Raw genomic sequence first — 19,968 nt, forward strand, 5'->3', positions numbered from 1 at the left:
TATGGAGCAAAATTCTGATGGCGTTATGAAGTGCATTGTGGAAATGTATAATGAAAAGCGCGAAGAAGTGCTAAGTGAGGTCAAAAAGCTTGAGAGCGAAATGACGCATGATACTCCTGCGCTTAATGCTGCACGCGCACATAGTGAGCCTAAAAAGCCAGATGAGACTAAAATAGAATCTAAGACAGAATCTAAAGGGGAGAGTAAAACAGAATCTAAAATAGAATCTCACGAGCCGCACGCACAAGAGGCTAAAGAGCAAGAAAAGTAAGGGAATTGCTAGCAGTGCGCGGGATTAGATATAGTTTTTTTGTTATTTGTATTGTTTTGGGTATCGCGGTTGTAGCGTATCTTGTCAAGCTTTTTTATGAGGTGGAAGCAGAGGTGAGTAAGATTAAAAATTATCGCTTTGCACTTGCCTCGCAGATTGTGGATAGGAAAGATAGACTGATTGCTAATGTTTTTACTGATGAAAATTTTAGATTCTATGCTACCTTTGATGAAATCCCCCCACGGCTTATAGAATCGCTGCTTGCGGTGGAGGATACATTATTTTTTGAGCATGTAGGGATTAACCCTGATGCTATTTCGCGCGCTATGCTTAAAAATATTAAAAGTATGCGCTATGTGGAGGGCGGCAGCACGCTCACACAGCAGCTTATTAAAAATATCGCCCTAAGTCCAGAAAAAACGCTTAAGCGCAAGCTCACAGAGGCAATGCTAGCCATTCACATCGAGCGGCATTTGAGTAAAGAAAAAATTTTAGAGCTTTACCTTAATCGCATTTCTTTTGGGCATGGTTATCATGGCATTAAAACAGCGGCTATGGGGTATTTTCATAAGACTTTGCACCAGCTTACATTAAAAGAGATGTGTATGCTCGTGGGCTTGCCTAAGGCGCCAAGTTTTTATGACCCTACAAAAAATAAAGATTTCTCTATGGCGCGCGCCAATGACATCATTGATAGGCTTTATGATATTGGTTGGATTTCTAAAGAGGAGCATGATGGGGCCATTAAGGAAGTGCCAGAGGTATATAATCAAACCTTGACGCAAAATATCGCTCCTTATGTGGTTGATGAGGTGCTGCGCGAGCTTGGGCATATAGAGGATTTAAAAACGGGCGGATATTATATTAAGCTTAAGGTTGATGTAGATTATCAGCTCGCTGCGCAAGAAGCTCTTGTTTATGGCTATGAGCAGATTAATAAGCGCCTAAAGGAGCGCTATCCTAAAAGCTTTAATGAGGATTTGAGCAATGATACGTTAAATGGTGCTATGGTGGTTACAGACACGCACACGGGAGATATTTTAGCTATGGTGGGCGGCGTGGATTATACAAAATCTAAATTTAATCGCGCCACACAGGCGAGAAGGCAGCTTGGTAGCTCTATAAAGCCCTTTATTTATCAAAGTGCGTTTGATAGGGGGAATTCTCCTGCTACTTTTGTGCCAGATGTGCCGCGCAAGTTTGTTACCAAAGGTGCAGCAGAGGCAGCAAGTGATACGACAAAAGAGACAGAATCTGAAGCATGGAGCCCTGTAAATTATACGCCAAAATATAATGGATTTATGACCTTAAAAGACGCACTGCGCACATCAAGCAATCTTGCGACGATTAATCTTGTAGACCAAATTATCGGCTTTAGCAAAGTGTATCAATCTTTAAAAAAAGATGGCTTTAATAATTTGCCTGAAAATATGTCCATTGTGTTGGGGAGCTTTGAGCTTTCCCCACTTGAGACAGCGCAGCAGTATTCGATGTTTTCTAATTATGGCACGATTGTAAAGCCTGTGCTTGTAGATTCTGTAATTAACAAAAATGGCGAAAATGTATATAGCTCACCCACAGAATCTAGGCATATTACCACCGCAGCACAGGCGTTTTTGACCATTGATATTTTGCGAGATGTGGTAAATCGCGGCACAGGAGCGCGTGCGCGCGTGAATGGCTTGGAAGTGGCGGGCAAAACAGGCACTTCTAATAAAAATATAGATGGGTGGTTTTGTGGATTTACGCCAGATGTGCAAGCCATTGTGTGGTATGGGCGCGATGATAATACGCCCATAGGACCACATGAATCAGGCGGAGTAGTAGCGCCTCCTGCCTTTGCTTATTTGTTTTCTAAGGTGCTAACCTTTGACCCAGCTATTACTAGAAAGTTTAAAGTGCCAGAGGGCGTGCGCTTAAAAACGCTTGATTATGGCGATTTTTATTATACTGATGATTCGCCCTTGCCCACTAAAAAGCCTATGGTTGATATGAATGAGGATATTTGGTTTTAGGGGTTTAAATCCATTTTTACTTAAAACAAGTTACAATGTCAAAAATTTAAAAAGGATATATTATGAGATTGAAGCTCCAGCATGCCCCTTATATTGCAAATAAAATTAGTATCGATTTGGGCAACTCGCCGCATATTAAGCCTTTAGTGCCTATCCAAAATATCGCTCAAAGCGCCTTAGAATGTCTCAAAGAAAATATCCAAAAGGAATTAGCCATTGATGAAAAAGTGCGCGAGATTTTAGAGGAGCGCAGCGATGAGATTGAGGATTTTGGTATGGACGAGCGGGAGCTTTTTAGAATGTGTAAAAAGCAAGTGGCGCGGGAAGAAAACTTTTATCTTGCATGGGAGGATAGATGCAGCGATGTCTCACATCAAATTCTTACGCAGCTAGATTCTCTTATTGCCTTTGAAGTGTCTGAAACTATTATTAAAAATATTATTTTTAAAGCTATTAATGAATATTCTAAAATCTATGATAAAGCCGAAGAAGCCGTTTTTGAAAAGCTTAAAAAATATAAGCGCAAGCTTACTTATGGCACAGAAGAATATGAGATTGTTTTTAGCAAACTCTATGAAGAGGAGCTGCGCAAAAGAGGGCTTTTATGAATTTAGAAGATGTGCATCTTTACTTTGCTAATGGCTTGTATCTTAAGGCTAAGAGCTTTGGGGCGCGAGGTAGCTTTGTAGGCGAGGTGGTGTTTAACACCTCAATGAGTGGTTATCAAGAAATCATCACAGACCCAAGCTATGCGGGGCAGTTTGTTGTCTTTAGTATGCCAGAAATTGGCATTGTAGGCACAAATGATGATGATAGAGAATCTAAAGACGCCTCTTGCGTGGGTGTCCTTGTTTCATCATACAATGATTATACCTCAAACTTTCGCTCTACAGAGACTTTGAGCGATTATCTTAAGGCGCGCAATATTATGGGCATTTGCAATGTCCATACGCGCGGGCTTATTCAAATGCTCACCAAACAGGGCGCTATGATGATGATTGCCTCCACAGAGATGACAAACCCAGATGAGCTAAAGGCTGCTTTAGAATCTGCGCCTAGCATTGAGCATATAAATTTTATTCATGATGTTTCAACCAAAGCGCCCTATACGCATACAGATTCTGTATTTGATTTTACGCATTTTGGCTATGCTAAGCCGCCTAAGAAGCGCGCTAAAGTCGTGGCTATCGACTTTGGGCTAAAGCGCAATATTCTTAATGAGCTTGTCAATGTAGGGTTAGAAGTGGAGGTTATGCCACATCATTTTAGCGCTGATGAGATTATTGCGCGTTTTGCCAATAAAGAAATTCAAGGCGTGTTTTTATCTAATGGCCCGGGCGACCCTTTGGTGCTGCAAGATGAGATTAATGAGATAAAAAAGCTCATAAACGCAGGTATAGCTATTTTTGGGATTTGCTTAGGGCATCAGTTATTGTCCATTGCGCATGGCTATCCTACGCATAAGCTTAAGTTTGGACATCATGGGGGCAATCACCCTATTAAAAACTTGCAAAGTGGCGTGATAGAAATCACAGCCCAAAATCACAATTATTGCGTGCCAGAATCTATTGCGCAAGTTGCTACTATCACGCATAGAAATTTATTTGATGGCACCATTGAGGGCGTGCGGTATAAAGATAAGCCCATTTTTTCTGTGCAGCATCACCCAGAAGCTAGCCCAGGACCAAAAGAGGCGCGCGTGCTTTTTGAGGAATTTGCGCGCCTGTGCGAGCAGATGTAATCTATAAAGGAAAATATAGCAGCTATGCTAGATTAATGTATTGTGAAAGCAGAATAATCACAATCACCATAGGCGCGATAATGCGTATAATCCATAGCCAGATTCTAAAAAGCCACTTTGGCAGATAGGGCGTCCATGCTTGAAGGTGTGTCCTTTTCACGCGCCAGCCCACAAAGAGTAGTAAAGTAAGCATACCTAGCGGCATAAGCAAAGATGAAGTGATAGAATCTAGCGCGCCAAAGAGGCTTTTGCCAAAAATTTTAGGCAAAGCCATATCCGCATTTGCCCATAAAATCACCAAAAATCCCAGCACAAATACACCAAAACTAAGTAAATATGAGGCTTTGGCTTGAGAGAGGGAAAACTTATCGCGCAAAATACTCACACCCGGCTCCAGCATAGAAATCGTAGAAGTAATGCCCGCAAATAGCACCGCGATGAAAAATAATAAGCTCACTATTTGCCCGCTACTGTCCAAAGCATTAAAAGCTAGCGGTAAAGATATGAATAATAAGCCTACACTATCGCTTGGCTCGCCTCCAAAATGATAAATAAAAGCAAAAATCATAAGTCCAGCAATGAGTGATACTACAATCCCGCTTAGCACCACCCACACAGCGCTTTTAAAGAGATTTTCGCTTTTATCTGCGCTTGCGGCATATACCGCAATGGTGCCAACGCCTAGTGAAAGTGAGAAAAAGACTTGTCCTAGAGATTCTATAATAGTTTTTGTGGTGATATTTGTAGGCTCAAATTGAAACATAAAATCTAAAGCCTTGTGAAATTCAGGCAAACTTGAAGCATAGACCAAAAGCCCTATAAAAATCAAAAAAAGCAAAGGCATAAGGATAAGATTAAGGCTCTCAATCCCCTTTTTTATCCCGCGCGCGACAATAAGAGCAGTGAGCGCGATAATACACCCAAAGCAAAGCGTTTGCCACCAAATAGAATGCGCGCTAATATCCTCAAAAAGCTTTTTAGCCTGCTCCATATCGTTTGGCAGATGAAAGCTCACATAGATAAGATAAAACACAATCCAGCCCATAACCACCGCATAAAAGCTTAAAATAATAGGACCAGCCACAGCATTAATCCCAAGCCACATAAGCGATTTATTCGCATTTTTATCAATAATTTGATGAGCGTTATGGATAGAATCTGCAGGCAGGGAATTAAGCTTATCAAGGATAATGTAATTATCTAAAGGATTGCTGCGCGCTTTATTGCCAAGGAGCATTTCAGCTAAAAGCATAGATACACCAATGCAAAGGGCTAAAATGAGATAGAAAATTACAAATGCCCCGCCGCCATTTGCGCCTGTCATATATGGGAATCGCCAAATATGTCCTAGCCCAATGGAACTCCCTAATGTCGCTAAAATAAAGCCAATTTTACTAAAGTTATTCATGCCAGATTCTCTCCATGAGATGTTTTTGCCAATATTTTGTGATAAAGCCAAAATTCTAGCTAAAATATGCAATTCTGCAAGCTTTTGGGGCTTAAAATGGTGGTGTTTATGTGAGTTGGTGGAATTTTGCTACAATCATATTGAGCCTATAGCGAGATATAGAATCTAGCCTTACAATATATAAAGTTTTTGCGTGCAAATGAGCGCATACTTTTAAGCCAATGCACAGAAGCGTGATAAAGGAGTAAAAGTGAATAATTATCGTGTAAGAGTATATTTTGAGGATACAGACTGCGGGCAGATTGTTTATCATACAAACTATATTAAATATTGTGAGCGCGCACGCAGTGAGATATTTTTCGCCCATGATATGCAGCCTTTTATGGATACAAGCGGCTTTGTGCTTAAACATTTGCAGGCAGATTTTATCTCAAGCGCGCGTTTGGGGGATTTGCTTGAAGTGAGAAGTTATGTGGATACGCTTAAAAACGCCTCTGTAAGCATTCATCAAGAGATTTATAGAATCTATAATGCCAAAGAACAGGCAGCATGCGAAGATTTAGTCTTTAAAGCGTGCATTACGCTTGCTTTTATTGATGTCGCGCAAGCAAAACCTTGTAAGATTCCGCCCTTTATGCGCGAGATTCTAAGCGCCCTGCAAGCAAAATAGCACTAAAGGCTAAAGCTTAACATAAAGGAGTAAAAATGGATTTAGATGTGCAAAAACCTGTGATTAAATATCCCTGCAAGTGGGAATACCGCGTGATTGGCGAGAATGAGGAGAAATTAAAAGAGCTTATTTTTGAAGTAATGCCGCGCGAATATGAGGTGCAGTCTGGCAAGCGCTCTTCAAGTGGGCATTTTGTGAGCGTGTATGCAATTATTGAGGTGCAAAATGAGGAGGAGCGCAATAGCATTTTTGCCAAGCTTCAAGCAAGTAAAGATGTGAAAATGGTTATTTAAGGCAGCTAATGCGCTTTGGCAAGATTGCTTATCTTAACTTATTACCCTTTGATATGTTTATTAAAAAATATCCTACACCTGCGCATTTTAAAAAATTTTTAGATTTAAAAAAGTCCTATCCTGCGCAGTTAAATCAGCAATTTTTGAAAAAATATATTGATGCGGGCTTTATCTCATCATTTGCAGGCTTTGAATCTATGCAAAAGCATAAAGCCACAAATGCTGCTATTATCGCTAAAGGCGCGGTTTGGAGCGTGATAGCTTTGCCCAAAGCGCAAAAAGATGATTATCAATCAGCCTCCTCTAATGCGCTAGCAAAGATTTTAGGCATAAATGGCGAAGTGTTAATTGGCGATAGAGCATTGCGCTATAAGCTAAGCGGCAAGGAGTATGTGGATTTGGGCGAGAAATGGTGGGAGAGACATCATCTAGGCTTTGTTTTTGGGCGATTATGCTTTAATAAATATGCCACCTTTTACACACGTCTAGCCCAAAGCTTTGTTACAAAGCCTATTAAAATCCCGCATTACATACTGCAGGCACGCGCACAGCAAAGCCATATTGCTCCGCAAGATATTAAAGCCTATCTTAAACATATTCATTACCGACTAGGCAAAAAAGAGCTTTTGGCGCTGCGTAGATTCTATGCGCTTGCGCGTTTAAAAGGCATTAAAAAACCTGCGCGTTTTTAAAAGGAGTGTTATTACTTCTTAGTTATAATCAACGCCTTTAAATTCACCACAAAAGGCAACGCGTGAAAAAAACCCTCATCATTGCACAAGGCGATGTTGCAAAGCTCGTGCTTGATACTATTTTGGATAAATATTTTAGCAATGACTATTATGTTGTAATAGCTAAAGATGAGAGTTTTATACCGCCAAAAGTGCCTAGCTCATTTGAGTTTCACATTTTTGATTACACTTCAGCTTATAGAATCTCACAAGTAGTTAATGATGATATTGTGAATATTTTTCTTGTGCTTGATGATGAAAGTGAAATTATTGCCACTTATAAGATTCTAAGAGAGATGAGTAAAAAAACGCGCATTGTAACAGCCATTGAGCAAAGCACGCCAGAAATGCAAGCAGATAGCAATCTTGTTATGCTTAACCAAAAGCTTATTTTTGCTAATAAATTTATTGAACGATTGCCTAATGTCCCGCTTATCCCGCGCAGTTTCGGGCTAGGGCAGGGTGAGATTATGGAAGTGGCTATCCCTGCGGGAAGCATTTTTGCCTACAGGCATATTGGCTCAATCCAGCAGAAAAAATGGCGCATTGTGGGCGTGTATAGGCGTGGCGAGCTGCTTTTAAGCTCGCATTCTATGATTATTCAGCCAAATGATAGCCTGCTTATTGCTGGTGAGCCAAAAACGCTTAATGATGTCTATAAGCAGATAAAGAGCGATATAGGGCAGTTTCCCGCTCCCTTTGGGCGCGATATATTTTTATATGTGGATATGTCGCTCTCAAATGAACATAGAATCTGGAGCGATGTGCAAAATGCCCTCTTTTTGAATAAACATTTGAAAAATAATAAACTCTTTATCCACGTGCTTAATCCCTGCTCCTTTGAGCTGCTTGATAATATCAAAGCTTTAGAATCTAAAAATGTAGCCGTTAGGATTGATTACACAAGGGCGAGCTTTAAGGATAAAATTACCCAAGATGCTCAAAAGCGCTTTGGGCTTGTGATTATTAATAAAGATATTTTTGCTTCGCGTAAAAATCGCCGCGTGCTTTTTGAGCTTTCTATCCCTGTGCTTAAGACGGGTTGGGAGTATATTGATGAATGCAAAAAGAGTTTTGTGATTTTAACCAAAAATATGGGCAATACCGAGAATGTCGCCTCTATAGTATTTGATATCTCAAAGCAGCTTAATCTTGAAGTAGATGTGTATGATTATGATGCAGATGCGTCTTATCATGATGAGATTATGCAAAGCTATGAGGAGCTTTCGCGTATTTTTGAGCGCAAAATGCACGCTATTCAAACAGATTCTAAAAATCCCATTCTTTACTTGCAAGATAGCTTTACACCTTATTTGTGCTTTGTGCCATTTGAGCGCAATATTTCGCGCACTAAGTTTTTTTCTTTCATCTCCACAGATGTGCATAAGATTGAATCTATGAATAATAAAAATCCTCAAATTTTTATCCCACTTCCTAAAGAGCAAAGATGATAGTGCGCAATTTTACACGATTTAAGGGGAGCAAATGAGCCAAAAAAACGAGACACACAAGCATAAAACCCAAAAGTGCAAAACTATAGACGAATTACAAAATGAAATGATAGATGAGGTAGTAAAGGCTTTAAAAGAAAATAAAGTCCTAGAGGAGGCTCTGCAAGAATGCGGCATGCAAAAGCAAACCACACAAATGACAGAAACTCTGCTCATTCAAATCCCGCATACCGCTTATCCTGTGCATATTGGCTCACTAGGCGCGCTTAATTTTAAGCATAAAGTACTCATTGTCTCAAATCCAAAGGTCGCGGGGCTATATTTAAAGCAGATTCTATCTTTGCTCAAAGCGCCTGAAGTGTATGTGTGTATCGTGCCAGATGGAGAGTCTTATAAAAATATGCAAAGTATTGAATATATCCTTGAATGCGCATTTTCACATCGTCTTGATAGAAAATCGACTATGATAGCGCTAGGCGGAGGTGTGATAGGCGATATGGTGGGCTTTGCGAGCGGGATTTATCAAAGAGGCATTGATTTTGTGCAAATCCCAACTACGCTCCTAGCGCAAGTTGATGCCTCCGTTGGCGGCAAAACAGGCATTAATAACGCCTTTGGTAAAAATCTCATTGGATTATTTCATCAGCCAAAGGCAGTGTATATTGACCCAGCAGTGCTTGATACACTCCCTCCGCGTGAGTTTGGCGCAGGTGTGGCGGAGATGATAAAAATGGCAGTGTGCTTTGATGCGCAGTTTTTTGCATTTTTGCAAAAGCATAGGCTAGATTCTATAAAGCATCTTACACAAGCTATTATAAAAAGTGTCGCCATTAAAGCCCGCATAGTCAATGCCGATGAGAAAGAAAGCGGCATTCGCGCTGCGCTTAACTATGGGCATACATTTGCGCATGTGATTGAGCATCTCACGCATTATACGCACTTTTTGCATGGCGAGGCGGTGAGCATTGGGATATGTATGGCAAATGCACTAGCTTGCGCTTTGGGATTGCTCGAGGAGAAGCAGGCTCAAGATATACGCGCACTTTTAGAATCTTATAATCTCCCCACATCATTTGCTATCAAAGATGTAGAGGCATTTTATGAAAAGTTTTTTTTGGATAAAAAGAGTATGGATTCTAAGATTATGTTTGTCCTCCCACGCGGCATAGGCGATGTGTGCTTGCGTGAAGATGTGCCAAAAGAAATAGTGTTAAAAGTCCTATCACATTTTAAGCAGTCTTAATATGAAGTTATTTATATATTATTTATGCTTTGTTACTAGCCTTTTTGCTGCTATCGAAGATAAAAATGCAGTCATTCAAGAGCAGATTAAAGCACTTCAATCTAGCCTTGAGCAGAGCCATAATGTGTGGCTTAAGCACTATATGAGTTTGGAAAATTATAATGAGCTCACTAAAGAAATTGCCACTATTAAAAAAGAGATAGAAATTCAATCTCCCCCGCCGCGCTCGCTCACTCATCGCCTTGAGACATTGCAACGCCAGCAAGAATTGCTCAAAGATTCTGTAAAAAACCCCTACAGCACACTTTTAGAGGTGAAGCACATTGAGGAAGTGCCACAAATTACCAATCCTTTTTTAATCCTCACAGGTTATTCATTTATCCAGCAGCTCAAAGAGCGGCAAAATGCATTAAAGGCTAATCAAGAAAGCCTGCAAGATTTGCTTGCCATTATTAATGAGGAATATATGCTCTACACACAGCTTGCCCAAACGGATAAATCTTTAAGCGTGGCACAAAATATATTCCGCACGCAGCGAATGATTGAGGAGTTTGAGAGTGTGCAAAAGATTTTAGAAACTTCTATAGATATTTATAATCAAGAATGCGAAAACACTATCACTAAGCTCACCAATCAAATTAAAAATCAATTTTTTAAAGCCCTCTATATCGGTGTAGCCGTGCTTATAAGTATTCTTTTGGCGTTTTTATTAAAGCTTACTTTGCGCAAGTATATTTTAGATGTGGATAGAATCTACACCGCAAGCAAGGTTATTAATTTTATTAATATCACTATCATTGTGCTTATTTTGCTTTTTGCATATATGGAGAATGTAAGCTACCTTGTGGCGATTGTGGGCTTTGCATCAGCAGGGCTTGCTATTGCTATGAAAGATTTATTTATGAGTGTGTTAGGCTGGTTTGTGATAATCCTTGGAGGCAGCGTGCATGTAGGTGATAGAGTGCGCGTAGTGAAAGAGGGCTGCACTTATGTGGGCGATGTGCTTGATATTTCGGTGCTAAGAATTACGCTTTTTGAAGATGTAACGCTCACAAGCTATATGGAAAATCGCCGCGCAGGGCGTATTATTTTTGTGCCAAATAATTATATTTTTACCACTATGTTTGCAAACTACACGCATGGCGGGCTAAAAGCAGTGTGGGATGGCATAGACTTTACTATCACTTTTGATAGCAATTACAAAAAGGCATTAAAAATCGCCACAGACATAGGCAAAAAATACGCCAAAGGTTATACAGAAATGGTGCGCCAGCAGGTGCATCGTATGCGCGATAAATACTCCTTGCGCAATCCTAATTTAGAGGTGCGCAGCTATTGTATGATTGAGCCAAATGGGCTTAGAATTTCTTTATGGTATCAAACAAACTCTTATGCCACACTTGCCCTGCGTAGCACTATTTCAGGTGAGATTATCGAGCAGATTCTAAAAGAGAGCGATATTCATATTGCTTATCCTACGACAAAGGTAGTCGCCACAGGCGGCGATGGCACAGGCGATAGGGCAGATTCTAAAATTATAGAATCTGCGCAAACTTTAGCGTCATCTTCAGCCCAAACACAAGCTATTTTGGGCGGTGGGGCTACACAAATGTAGTAAATTAAAAGGGATAATTTGAGCGAAATAAAAAAAGTATATTTTAAAACCTTTGGTTGTCGCACAAACCTCTTTGACACGCAGGTGATGAAAAGCAATCTGTTGCATTTTGAATGTGTGGAGAATGAGGAGCTAGCCGATGTGGTGGTGGTGAATTCCTGCACGGTTACAAATGGCGCAGATGCGGGCGTTAGAGGCTATCTTAATAAAATGCGCCAACTCAATAAAAAAGTGTATTTCACAGGTTGTGGTGTGGGGACAAAAGGTGAAGAGGTGTTTAATAATAATCTAGCGCATGGCGTATTTGCCCATAGTTTTAAGGAGCGCGTGGGCGAGTTTCTAAGCCATAATGAGCGATTTTTTTATGCAGAATCTGCCCCAATGCACCTTGATAGCACTATAGTTACGCATTTTTCAGGTAAATCAAGGGCGTTTTTAAAAATCCAAGAGGGCTGCGATTTTGCGTGTAGTTATTGCATTATTCCTTCTGTGCGTGGGTCTGCGCGCTCGTATGAAAAGGAGAAGATTCTATCACAAATCCGCTCTTTGTGCGAAAATGGCGTGAGTGAAGTGGTGCTTACAGGCACAAATGTGGGGAGCTATGGCAAGGATTTGCACAAATACAATCTCGCGCGCCTCATTAAAGATATAGATTCTCTAAAAATGCTTAAACGCCTGCGCATAGGCAGCCTTGAGCCTAGTCAAATTGATAGCGAGTTTAAAGAAGTGCTGCAATTGCCGCTTATGGAGAAGCATTTGCACATTGCTTTGCAGCACACAAGTAATGCTATGCTTGCGATTATGAATCGTCACAATCGCGTGGAGAGCGATTTGGAGCTTTTTTCATACTTTGCTAAAAGAGGCTTTTGCTTAGGGAGTGATTTTATCGTAGGACACCCGGGTGAGAGCGAGGCAGTGTGGGCAGAGGCGCTTGCTAATTTTAAAGCCTTTCCGCTTACGCATTTACACCCCTTTATATACTCAAAGCGCGATGGCACACCTTCTAGCGTGATGAAAGATTCTATAAAGGGCGATGTGAGCAAGCAGCGCCTGCATACGCTAAAAAGCATTGTGGCGAGTAATAATTATGCCTTTCGTGAAGCCAATAATGGTGTGTTATATGTGCTGTGTGAGCATGGTATAGAATCTAGCGAAGGCTTTGTGTATAGTGGGCTAGACCAGTTTTTTAACCGCATACGCTTTGAGAGTAAAAACGCACATTTAGAGGGGCAGTGGCTTACATTTGATGCGTATAATATTGGCAAGGATGGCAATTATGGCAAAATCTAGAAGTCTTGTGATTGGCATTAGCGCGCTTGTGCTGGCTGTGATTTTAAGCGTTATTTTTGTGTTAAGAGACAGCACGCAGCTAGTGAGCGCTAAGGAGGCAGAACATCTCTTTTTAAACGCAGAAATTACGCAAGTGCAAAGTGATGGCGAATATGTATATTTTAACGCCGACAATAAGCACTATCGCGTGTATGCCGATAGCCTCTCTCCTCGTATATGGAGCTGGAATTTTTCAGTGGTGGCAAAAAAGACGCATTTTATAAGCGATATTTTGGGCGAGATTGGCATTGTGATTGTGCTATTTTTGGGCTTAGTGGTGCTTTTGCAGGCTATTAGACTTATGTTTTTTAAGCCCTCCCCCACAAGTAAAAAACCTGAAATCTCACGCGATATAGAATCTTTGCCCGTTACAGAATCTAGCGCGCCTTATGTGCCAATGGCAAGTGCTGTGCGCTTTAAAGATGTGGCGGGCATTAGCGAGGTAAAAGAGGAATTATTAGAGATTATTGATTATTTGAAAAATCCTAAGCATTATGAGGATTTGGGCATTGCGCTGCCTAAGGGCGTGCTACTTATTGGTCCGCCGGGCGTGGGCAAAACCATGATAGCAAAAGCTGTAGCGGGTGAAGCTGGCGTGCCATTTTTTTATCAAAGTGGCTCAAGCTTTGTGCAAATTTATGTTGGTATGGGTGCAAAGCGTGTAAGGGAGCTATTTATGCGTGCTAAGGCAAAAGCTCCTAGCATTATTTTTATTGATGAAATTGATGCAGTGGGCAAAGCGCGGGGTAATACACGCAGTGATGAGCGCGAAGCTACGCTCAATCAGCTTTTGACCGAAATGGATGGTTTTGAAGATTCTAGTGGTGTGATTGTTATCGCCGCGACTAATAAAATCGAGGTGCTTGATGAAGCGCTCTTAAGAAGTGGGCGCTTTGATAGGCGCATTTATGTGGATTTGCCAAATTTAAGTGAGCGCGAGCATATTTTGGAGCTGTATTTAAAGGGCAAAAGGCACGAGCTTGATATACAAGAGATTGCGCGTTTGTGTGTGGGCTTTAGCGGCGCGGCACTAAGCGCGTTAGTTAATGAATCAGCGCTCAATGCCCTTAGGCGCAAATCGCCCATCATTCAAAAAGAGGATATTCTTGCCACTAAAGATAAGGTGCTAGTGGGGAAGAAAAAGGCTTTGAGTTTAAGCGAGAAAGAAAAGGAGATTTTAGCCCTCTATCAGTCGGCAAAGGCTTTGAGCGCGTATTGGCTAGAGGTGGATTTTGACAAAATTGGGCTTGTGAATGAGAGCTTTAGGCAGGTGGATAAGGAGCTTGTGAGCAAGCAAGAGCTTATGAGTAAGATTAAAGTGGCGCTAGCTGGAAATATTGCCGTGCAGCTCGTGTATCAGCAGACTTTTAGTAATGCCAAAGATGATATTGCGCAAGCCAAAGAAATCGCTACGCAAATGTGTGAGCAATATGGCATGGCGCAGCGACTTTTGGGCGATACAAGCGATGTGGCGCATATTTTAGAGGAAGCACAAAAAGAAATGCAAGATTTTATCACTAATTCTAAAGCCGCACTTTTAAAAATCGCCAAAGCCCTGCTTATGCGCGAGCGATTGAGCAAAGAAGAGATTAAAGAGATATATGAAAATGTGCATTTATGACAAACTTTGATGACTTAGAGCCACTGGCTCAAAGCGTGCTAGAGGGGATTATAACGCGCTTTATACATAATCCTTACGCGATTATAGGCTATGGAGAGGGTGGCTTAGCCTATCAAAATATGTCGCTCCCTCCGCTTTCTCAAGCTTTAAGCCAAGCGCAAATACGCATAAAGCAGCGCGCGCGATTACAGAATCTAACGCTCATTGCATCATATAATGTATGGCGAGATATGCTTAAATCTGGCGCGTTTGAGCGCATAGGGCGCGATGTGGGGGATATTAATGTAGATATTTATATAAGCGCGCAAGGAGTGGATATAGCCATTATAGAATCTGTGCTAGATTCTATAATTTCTACTTTACCCACAAGTGTGGTGAGTGTGTATAAAAATTGTAGATTTTAGATTCTATTCAAGCCTTTGTGGATTAAGCTTGCCTAAGCCCGATAGGCAGTCTTGTGCTTTACAATCAATCCTTGAAATGCTCTCCCCTAGCTCATTATAAGATTTTTGCCATATGGCTTGATTATTTTCATAGAGCATTTGCATTCTAAGCTTGCCATTGGGGTAAAACCAGCTCACCTCCACCTTTTGGGGTGTATCATCGCTATATACGCGCTCTGTGAGTTTTGTGCCATTCTCATCAAAGCTGCGCTCCACGCCCACCTTTCTATCATCGCTAAAGCTTGCCTCCAAGCGCACAATGCCATTTTCACCATATTGCTTCATATCGCCATTTTTTAAGCCATTTTGATAATTTACTATTTCTTGAATCTTGCCATTAGGGTAGTATGCGCGCTCTACACCCTCAATCTTGCCCTGTTTATATGTGCGTTGGCGCGATACCTTGCCATTTTCATAGTATTCTATCATCTTGCCGGAGGGCACGCCATCATTATACTCCGCCTCCTTAGCTAGCGCACCATTTGGGTGATAATACCTCGCTTTGCCAACGAGCTTATCCTCATCATAAGTCATTTCAGCTTTTAGCACATTGTGGGGATAAAACTCCTGCACTATACCTTGTAATTTATTATTTTTATACAGCGCATCATAAATCACATCGCCATCGGGCGAATATCGTATCTCACGCCCTTCTTTGCGCCCATTGACAAAATGCATTTGTTTGAGCAAATGCCCCTCCTCATCATACCAAGCCTCGCGCCCATGCTTAATATCTGTGCCTTTTATATAGCTTACCTTTAATTGCACGATTTCGCCAATAGTGCCCATAGTCGTGGTGCGTATTTCTAACTCCGCGCCTAGCGCACAAACGCCCAAACTCATACAAAATAATAATATTTTAAAACGCATTTTCTATCCTTAGTTTTATCTTTGGTGCTTTCATGTTTTTGTATTTTTTGGATTTGTCTCGCATTTGGTGTGATTGCCTACGCCAATTTGATAGTATGTAAAGCCTTTAGATTCTAAGTTTTGGTGCTGGTAAATGTTGCGTCCATCGAATATCACAGGCGATTTTAGCAACTTTGCGATTTCATCAAAATCAGGGCTTCTAAACTCACGCCATTCAGTCACAAGGCATAGCGCATCCGCATTTTTCAGCGCGTCATACTTGCTATCCACCAAATTTATAGAATCTAAATATTCTTTCAAATAATATTTTGCTTGATGCTGCGCCTTGCTATCATAGGCATTCACGCGCGCCCCGGCTCGCACTAAATGCGCGATTAGCACAATCGCACTAGCCTCGCGCATATCATCTGTCTCTGGCTTAAAGCTAAGCCCCCAAACTGCGAAGGTTTTATTTTTTAATGGCTTAGATTCTATAATGGAATCTAGTTTAGATTCTAAAAAAGATGCTTCGCTGCGCTCAGCATGACGAGGGGAGTTTTGCTCAGCGTGACAATAATCTAATCCACAAAAATGCCTTAGAATCTTCTCCACTAATAGCAGTTTTTGGCTCTCATTTACGCCTTGCACCGCATGTAAGATTCTAGCCTTGTAGCCGTAGTCTAGCGCCGTTTTTTCCAATGCGCGCACATCTTTAGGGAAGCAGCTGCCGCCATATCCGCAGCCTGGATATATAAAGCTATATCCAATGCGTGAATCTGAGCCAATTCCAAGCCGCACATCATTAATGTTTGCGCCGACGCGCTCGCAGATTTGTGCCATTTCGTTTATGAAGCTAATTTTTGTGGCTAACATCGCATTTGCCGCGTATTTGGTCATTTCCGCAGATTCTATATTCATGGCTATCAAGCGGTCGCTTTTGATTAAAAATGGCGAATACAGCGCTTTCATCACTTCTAGTGCCTTTTGCGAATCACAGCCGATTACCACTCTATCTGGGCTTAAAAAGTCCTTAATCGCCACGCCCTCTTTTAAAAACTCTGGATTGCTAACCACATCAAAATTCGCCTTACAATTTCGCGCCTTAAGTTTAGATTCTATAATGCCCTTCACAATGCGCGCCGTGCCAACTGGCACCGTGCTTTTATCGACCACCACGACATATTTAGATTCTATATTTTCGCCAATATCGCGCGCCACAGCCTTTACATACTGCAAGTCAGCGCTGCCATCCTCGCCCATAGGCGTGCCAACGGCGATGAAAATCACCTCCGCATTTCTCAAAGCGGCTTTTTTATCAGTGGTAAAGCTTAGGCGGGCGGCTTTCACATTTTCTTTTATCATAGATTCTAAGCCCGGCTCATAGATTGGTATCACGCCCTGTTTTAGCGCGTCAATTTTTTTAGAATCTACATCAAGGCAAACCACCTCATTGCCACTCTCAGCAAAGCAAGCCCCCGCCACAAGCCCGACATAGCCGCTACCTACGATTGTTATACGCATATTTTCTCTAGCGTGGCATATTTGAGAGATTGCTAAAGAGCGTGTTGAGCGAGCGCTTAACTAACTCCTCTTTTTGCTCTCGTGTGATTTGTAAATCATCTCCTACCCCAAGATATTTTTTCTCACTTAATTTAAGCGTGCTGGTGGCACTTTGCTGGATAGTTTTTGCCTTATTATTGAGCGTGAAGCGGATACTGCTTTTAAGCGTGGCGCTATCTTTAGAGCTAATGGCGCTTGTATTTTCTTTGACTTCATCAATCACAAAATCATATTTAATATCAAGCACATAGGTATTTTCATCGGGTTTTTGCACGACTTCAAAGCAGCCACAATCCACCAAAGCATCGTCTAAAATAGCTTTAAATTCCTTTTTTGAAAGCATATTTTCCGCACTTGCTTGAATTTTACCAAATGTGATAGGATACTGCGTGCTAGCGCAAATTTTTTGAATCTCAACGCGTTTTTGCGGCTCTGGCGTATTTGAAAAGCAACCATATACCAAAAAAGCCCACACAACAAGAGCTAAATATTTCATAAAAACTCCTTATAAAATTAAAAATGGCTCGATTTTATCTTAAAGATTCTAAAATCGCAATGAGTTTGCACGCTTTTGGCATAGAGTAGGGAATTAAGCGTGTTTAAGCTAGTTGGCTTTTGCAATCAACGCAAAGTGATAAGGGCTTTGTAAAGATTCAGTGATGTTTGTGTAGAATCTGCACTTTTAAGCATTTGGACATAAGGAGCATTATGCAGACATTGGGCTTGCCCTCCTTGGCATATACATACTTTGCTATAAGTTTTATTATAAGTTTTGTGCTGTGCGTGGGCATTATTTTTCTCACCAAATATTTTAAGATTTTTATGGATAGTGGCACTTCGCATAAGCCTCAACGCTTCCATACACGCGCTACGCCACGTGCTGGAGGGATTGGCATTTTTGTAGCATTTTGCGTGATGTGTGCGCATTTGTATGATGAGAGTGCAATTATTATACTAGGCTGCGGAGTTATCTTTGCAAGCGGACTTATAGAGGATTTTAGTGGGCAGTTATCACCAAAAGTGCGGCTTGTCATGCAGTGTATTGCTGCTTTTGGGCTTTGCGCGCTGCTTGATGTGATGTTAAGAGATTTGTCAATAGGTGTTATGCTGCCTTATGTTATCGCGCTATGCTTTAGCACCTTTGCTTTAGTCGGGGTGAGTAATGCCATAAATATTATCGATGGCTTTAATGGGCTAGCAAGTGGCGTGTGTATGCTGGTCCTTGCAGGTATTGTGTATGTGGCGTATGATGTGGGGGATATGCAAATTTATTATTGCGCTTTAGCGATTTTGGGCGCGATTTTGGGCTTTTTTGTGTGCAATTTTCCCTTTGGGCGTATATTTTTAGGAGATGGAGGAGCGTATTTTTTAGGCTTTATTTTGGGCTTTTTGCTTATGTGTCTCACTCAAAGACACAGTGAGGCTGTAAGTGCCTTCTTTGGGCTTTCTATCATGATTTACCCAATCTACGAGGTGGTGTTCTCCATATGGCGGCGCAAGAGGTTTGGAGCAAATGCTACAAAGCCCGATAGCTTGCACTTACACACGCTTATTTTTAGAGTGCTTAAACGCAATGCTATGACTTCAAGCACACTTTTAATGCTTTATATGCCTTTTGTGTGTTTCAGCATTATTTTTTATGCAAACACAGGCGCGCTTATGTGTGAAATTGCGGTATTTACGCTACTTTACACGCTTGTATATAAACAACTAAAGGCAAAAACGCACTAACCTTGCGTATAAAATATGATAGCACACCACAAAAAGCGCGCAAATGCCCACAAGCATCGCACTATTATTGCAAAAATATATACTTAAAATCACAAATGGTAGATTAAATACGAGCAAAAATAGCGAAGTAAGGGTATTTGAGCGAGTTATGCGCTTAAAAATAAGCATATGCAAATGCACTTTGTCAGGCTGTGTGGCAGAGATTTTGCGCTTAAAACGCTTGCGCCATATGGAAAACACCACTTCGTAGATTGGGTAAATCTACAAATGTCGTTATCATAGCCTCGTAAAATAGGGCTTTAAAGATTTTTAAAAACTAAAATGTGTCCAAATCTGTGTCTTTTCACGCTTGTCGCTTGTGCAGGCAATATTTCATTATAAAAAATAAAAAGCTATAATTATGAGGAATTTTGAGTAAGGAGACACAAATGGTATTGCAATTAGAGATTACAAATGCTGATGAGAATTTGCTAAAGGCATTGAAAGGCGTAGTGAGGCTGTATCCGCAATCAAAGCTTAAGGTAAAAAGGCAAAATTCTAAAGGGCAGAAGCTCACAGTTAATGGCTTTACGGAGGAGTTTGAAATGGAGCTTTTAAGGGAGCTAGAGGAAACAAGGCGAGACTACGCAGCAGGGAAAATTAAGGCGTATAGTGCAGATGAATTTAGAAAGGCTGTCGATAATGGCGAAATTTGAGCTACTTCAAACAAAACTTTTTCGCAAAGAATACAAAAAGCTTAGCTCAAGACTAAAAGATGAAGTCGATAAGGTTTTAGAAAAGCTAGAAAATGGCGAAACTTTAGAATCTAAACATAAAGACCACGGGTTAAGTGGGAATCTTAGCGGTTTAAGGGACTGCCATGTGAGGTTTGATTTAGTTTTAATCTATCAAAAAGATGGGCAAAATTTAATTATCACCGCTATGCGTATAAATACTCATAGTGAGATTTTTAAGAAATAACCCAAAAAGATTACACAAAAAATCTGCCAGCGTGCAA

Annotated in this window: 20 protein-coding genes; 16 read left to right on the plus strand and 4 right to left on the minus strand. The window is 41.0% G+C overall.

The features are described from left to right. The first annotated feature begins 276 nt into the window (after window positions 1-276). The 3 genes from LS71_RS01110 (at window position 277) to carA (ending at window position 4,027) form a co-directional block, all read left to right on the plus strand. Window positions 277-2,286, plus strand: coding sequence for a penicillin-binding protein 1A (locus LS71_RS01110; RefSeq protein WP_476702752.1), 2,010 nt, complete (start codon window positions 277-279; stop codon window positions 2,284-2,286). 62 nt (window positions 2,287-2,348) lie between these two features. Further along, window positions 2,349-2,894, plus strand: coding sequence for a DUF507 family protein (locus LS71_RS01115; RefSeq protein WP_034353145.1), 546 nt, complete (start codon window positions 2,349-2,351; stop codon window positions 2,892-2,894). Further along, window positions 2,891-4,027 (plus strand): glutamine-hydrolyzing carbamoyl-phosphate synthase small subunit, encoded by a 1,137-nt coding sequence (gene carA, locus LS71_RS01120; RefSeq protein WP_034353147.1) that lies wholly within the window; start codon window positions 2,891-2,893, stop codon window positions 4,025-4,027. Before LS71_RS01115 ends, carA begins: the two co-directional genes overlap by 4 nt. Before the next feature lie 22 nt (window positions 4,028-4,049). Here the strand turns inward: carA and LS71_RS01125 are convergent, their stop codons facing one another. Continuing rightward, window positions 4,050-5,435 carry a sodium-dependent transporter gene (locus LS71_RS01125; RefSeq protein ID WP_034353227.1) on the minus strand — a complete coding sequence of 462 codons (1,386 nt, stop codon included), beginning with the start codon at window positions 5,433-5,435 and terminating at the stop codon, window positions 4,050-4,052. A gap of 250 nt (window positions 5,436-5,685) precedes the next feature. Here LS71_RS01125 and LS71_RS01130 point away from each other — a divergent pair, with 250 nt between their 5' ends. The 9 genes from LS71_RS01130 (at window position 5,686) to LS71_RS01170 (ending at window position 14,792) form a co-directional block, all read left to right on the plus strand. Then, on the plus strand, window positions 5,686-6,105 hold the full coding sequence (locus tag LS71_RS01130) for an acyl-CoA thioesterase (protein ID WP_034353149.1): 420 nt from the start codon (window positions 5,686-5,688) through the stop codon (window positions 6,103-6,105). A 35-nt stretch (window positions 6,106-6,140) separates the two neighbouring features. Then, window positions 6,141-6,398, plus strand: coding sequence for an HP0495 family protein (locus tag LS71_RS01135; protein WP_034353151.1), 258 nt, complete (start codon window positions 6,141-6,143; stop codon window positions 6,396-6,398). 8 nt (window positions 6,399-6,406) lie between these two features. Beyond that, entirely contained in the window at window positions 6,407-7,090 is a 684-nt protein-coding gene (locus tag LS71_RS01140; protein ID WP_034353152.1) for an MqnA/MqnD/SBP family protein, read from the plus strand. Between the two features lie 62 nt (window positions 7,091-7,152). After that, the gene (locus LS71_RS01145) at window positions 7,153-8,580 is read left to right on the plus strand and encodes a COG3400 family protein (RefSeq protein WP_034353155.1); all 1,428 of its coding nucleotides are present in this window, start codon (window positions 7,153-7,155) and stop codon (window positions 8,578-8,580) included. A 196-nt stretch (window positions 8,581-8,776) separates the two neighbouring features. Beyond that, window positions 8,777-9,823: a 3-dehydroquinate synthase gene (gene aroB, locus LS71_RS01150; protein WP_034353231.1), complete on the plus strand. Its 1,047-nt coding sequence runs from the start codon at window positions 8,777-8,779 to the stop codon at window positions 9,821-9,823. A 1-nt stretch (window position 9,824) separates the two neighbouring features. Continuing rightward, on the plus strand, window positions 9,825-11,438 hold the full coding sequence (locus tag LS71_RS01155; RefSeq protein WP_138109782.1) for a mechanosensitive ion channel domain-containing protein: 1,614 nt from the start codon (window positions 9,825-9,827) through the stop codon (window positions 11,436-11,438). 18 nt (window positions 11,439-11,456) lie between these two features. After that, window positions 11,457-12,728 (plus strand): tRNA (N(6)-L-threonylcarbamoyladenosine(37)-C(2))-methylthiotransferase MtaB, encoded by a 1,272-nt coding sequence (mtaB, locus tag LS71_RS01160; RefSeq protein WP_034353158.1) that lies wholly within the window; start codon window positions 11,457-11,459, stop codon window positions 12,726-12,728. Beyond that, complete coding sequence (locus tag LS71_RS01165; protein ID WP_034353160.1) at window positions 12,715-14,388, plus strand: AAA family ATPase; 1,674 nt, start codon at window positions 12,715-12,717, stop codon at window positions 14,386-14,388. Before mtaB ends, LS71_RS01165 begins: the two co-directional genes overlap by 14 nt. Beyond that, window positions 14,385-14,792, plus strand: a complete 408-nt coding sequence (locus tag LS71_RS01170; protein ID WP_034353162.1) for a hypothetical protein — start codon at window positions 14,385-14,387, stop codon at window positions 14,790-14,792. The genes LS71_RS01165 and LS71_RS01170 overlap by 4 nt, the downstream gene beginning before the upstream one ends. Before the next feature lie 3 nt (window positions 14,793-14,795). Here the strand turns inward: LS71_RS01170 and LS71_RS01175 are convergent, their stop codons facing one another. From LS71_RS01175 to LS71_RS01185, 3 genes are read right to left on the minus strand one after another with little or no spacing between them, the layout of a single operon-like run. Then, a complete protein-coding gene (locus LS71_RS01175; protein WP_034353164.1) occupies window positions 14,796-15,701 on the minus strand; it encodes a toxin-antitoxin system YwqK family antitoxin in 906 nt (301 codons plus the stop codon). Window positions 15,702-15,731: 30 nt separating this feature from the next. Next, window positions 15,732-17,201 (minus strand): UDP-glucose dehydrogenase family protein, encoded by a 1,470-nt coding sequence (locus tag LS71_RS09600; protein WP_052057857.1) that lies wholly within the window; start codon window positions 17,199-17,201, stop codon window positions 15,732-15,734. A gap of 7 nt (window positions 17,202-17,208) precedes the next feature. Beyond that, on the minus strand, window positions 17,209-17,736 hold the full coding sequence (locus tag LS71_RS01185) for a hypothetical protein (RefSeq protein ID WP_034353166.1): 528 nt from the start codon (window positions 17,734-17,736) through the stop codon (window positions 17,209-17,211). Window positions 17,737-17,948: 212 nt separating this feature from the next. On the opposite strand from LS71_RS01185, the gene LS71_RS01190 reads away from it, so the two are divergent. The 4 genes from LS71_RS01190 to LS71_RS01205 all read left to right on the plus strand — a co-directional run bounded on the left by LS71_RS01190 (window position 17,949) and on the right by LS71_RS01205 (window position 19,931). Continuing rightward, window positions 17,949-18,971 carry a glycosyltransferase family 4 protein gene (locus LS71_RS01190; protein WP_138109783.1) on the plus strand — a complete coding sequence of 341 codons (1,023 nt, stop codon included), beginning with the start codon at window positions 17,949-17,951 and terminating at the stop codon, window positions 18,969-18,971. Between the two features lie 43 nt (window positions 18,972-19,014). Continuing rightward, window positions 19,015-19,221: a hypothetical protein gene (locus LS71_RS01195; protein ID WP_138109784.1), complete on the plus strand. Its 207-nt coding sequence runs from the start codon at window positions 19,015-19,017 to the stop codon at window positions 19,219-19,221. Window positions 19,222-19,399: 178 nt separating this feature from the next. Beyond that, on the plus strand, window positions 19,400-19,666 hold the full coding sequence (locus LS71_RS01200; protein WP_034353169.1) for a hypothetical protein: 267 nt from the start codon (window positions 19,400-19,402) through the stop codon (window positions 19,664-19,666). After that, window positions 19,653-19,931: a type II toxin-antitoxin system YafQ family toxin gene (locus LS71_RS01205; RefSeq protein ID WP_034353172.1), complete on the plus strand. Its 279-nt coding sequence runs from the start codon at window positions 19,653-19,655 to the stop codon at window positions 19,929-19,931. Before LS71_RS01200 ends, LS71_RS01205 begins: the two co-directional genes overlap by 14 nt. The last annotated feature ends 37 nt before the right edge of the window (window positions 19,932-19,968 follow it).

The sequence above is a fragment of the Helicobacter jaachi genome, from assembly GCF_000763135.2.
Classification (GTDB): domain Bacteria; phylum Campylobacterota; class Campylobacteria; order Campylobacterales; family Helicobacteraceae; genus Helicobacter_C; species Helicobacter_C jaachi.

Excerpts from the sequence above, each read along its gene's own strand:
- LS71_RS01115 (WP_034353145.1), top strand. The coding sequence starts at position 2,349 with ATGAGATTGAAGCTCCAGCATGCCCCTTATATTGCAAATAAAATTAGT.
- LS71_RS01175 (WP_034353164.1), bottom strand. The coding sequence starts at position 15,701 with ATGCGTTTTAAAATATTATTATTTTGTATGAGTTTGGGCGTTTGTGCG.
- LS71_RS01155 (WP_138109782.1), top strand. The coding sequence starts at position 9,825 with ATGAAGTTATTTATATATTATTTATGCTTTGTTACTAGCCTTTTTGCT.
- LS71_RS01170 (WP_034353162.1), top strand. The coding sequence starts at position 14,385 with ATGACAAACTTTGATGACTTAGAGCCACTGGCTCAAAGCGTGCTAGAG.
- LS71_RS01195 (WP_138109784.1), top strand. The coding sequence starts at position 19,015 with ATGCCCACAAGCATCGCACTATTATTGCAAAAATATATACTTAAAATC.
- LS71_RS01205 (WP_034353172.1), top strand. The coding sequence starts at position 19,653 with ATGGCGAAATTTGAGCTACTTCAAACAAAACTTTTTCGCAAAGAATAC.
- aroB (WP_034353231.1), top strand. The coding sequence starts at position 8,777 with ATGACAGAAACTCTGCTCATTCAAATCCCGCATACCGCTTATCCTGTG.
- LS71_RS01140 (WP_034353152.1), top strand. The coding sequence starts at position 6,407 with ATGCGCTTTGGCAAGATTGCTTATCTTAACTTATTACCCTTTGATATG.
- carA (WP_034353147.1), top strand. The coding sequence starts at position 2,891 with ATGAATTTAGAAGATGTGCATCTTTACTTTGCTAATGGCTTGTATCTT.
- LS71_RS01135 (WP_034353151.1), top strand. The coding sequence starts at position 6,141 with ATGGATTTAGATGTGCAAAAACCTGTGATTAAATATCCCTGCAAGTGG.
- LS71_RS01125 (WP_034353227.1), bottom strand. The coding sequence starts at position 5,435 with ATGAATAACTTTAGTAAAATTGGCTTTATTTTAGCGACATTAGGGAGT.
- LS71_RS01200 (WP_034353169.1), top strand. The coding sequence starts at position 19,400 with ATGGTATTGCAATTAGAGATTACAAATGCTGATGAGAATTTGCTAAAG.
- LS71_RS09600 (WP_052057857.1), bottom strand. The coding sequence starts at position 17,201 with ATGCGTATAACAATCGTAGGTAGCGGCTATGTCGGGCTTGTGGCGGGG.
- LS71_RS01190 (WP_138109783.1), top strand. The coding sequence starts at position 17,949 with ATGCAGACATTGGGCTTGCCCTCCTTGGCATATACATACTTTGCTATA.
- LS71_RS01165 (WP_034353160.1), top strand. The coding sequence starts at position 12,715 with ATGGCAAAATCTAGAAGTCTTGTGATTGGCATTAGCGCGCTTGTGCTG.
- LS71_RS01185 (WP_034353166.1), bottom strand. The coding sequence starts at position 17,736 with ATGAAATATTTAGCTCTTGTTGTGTGGGCTTTTTTGGTATATGGTTGC.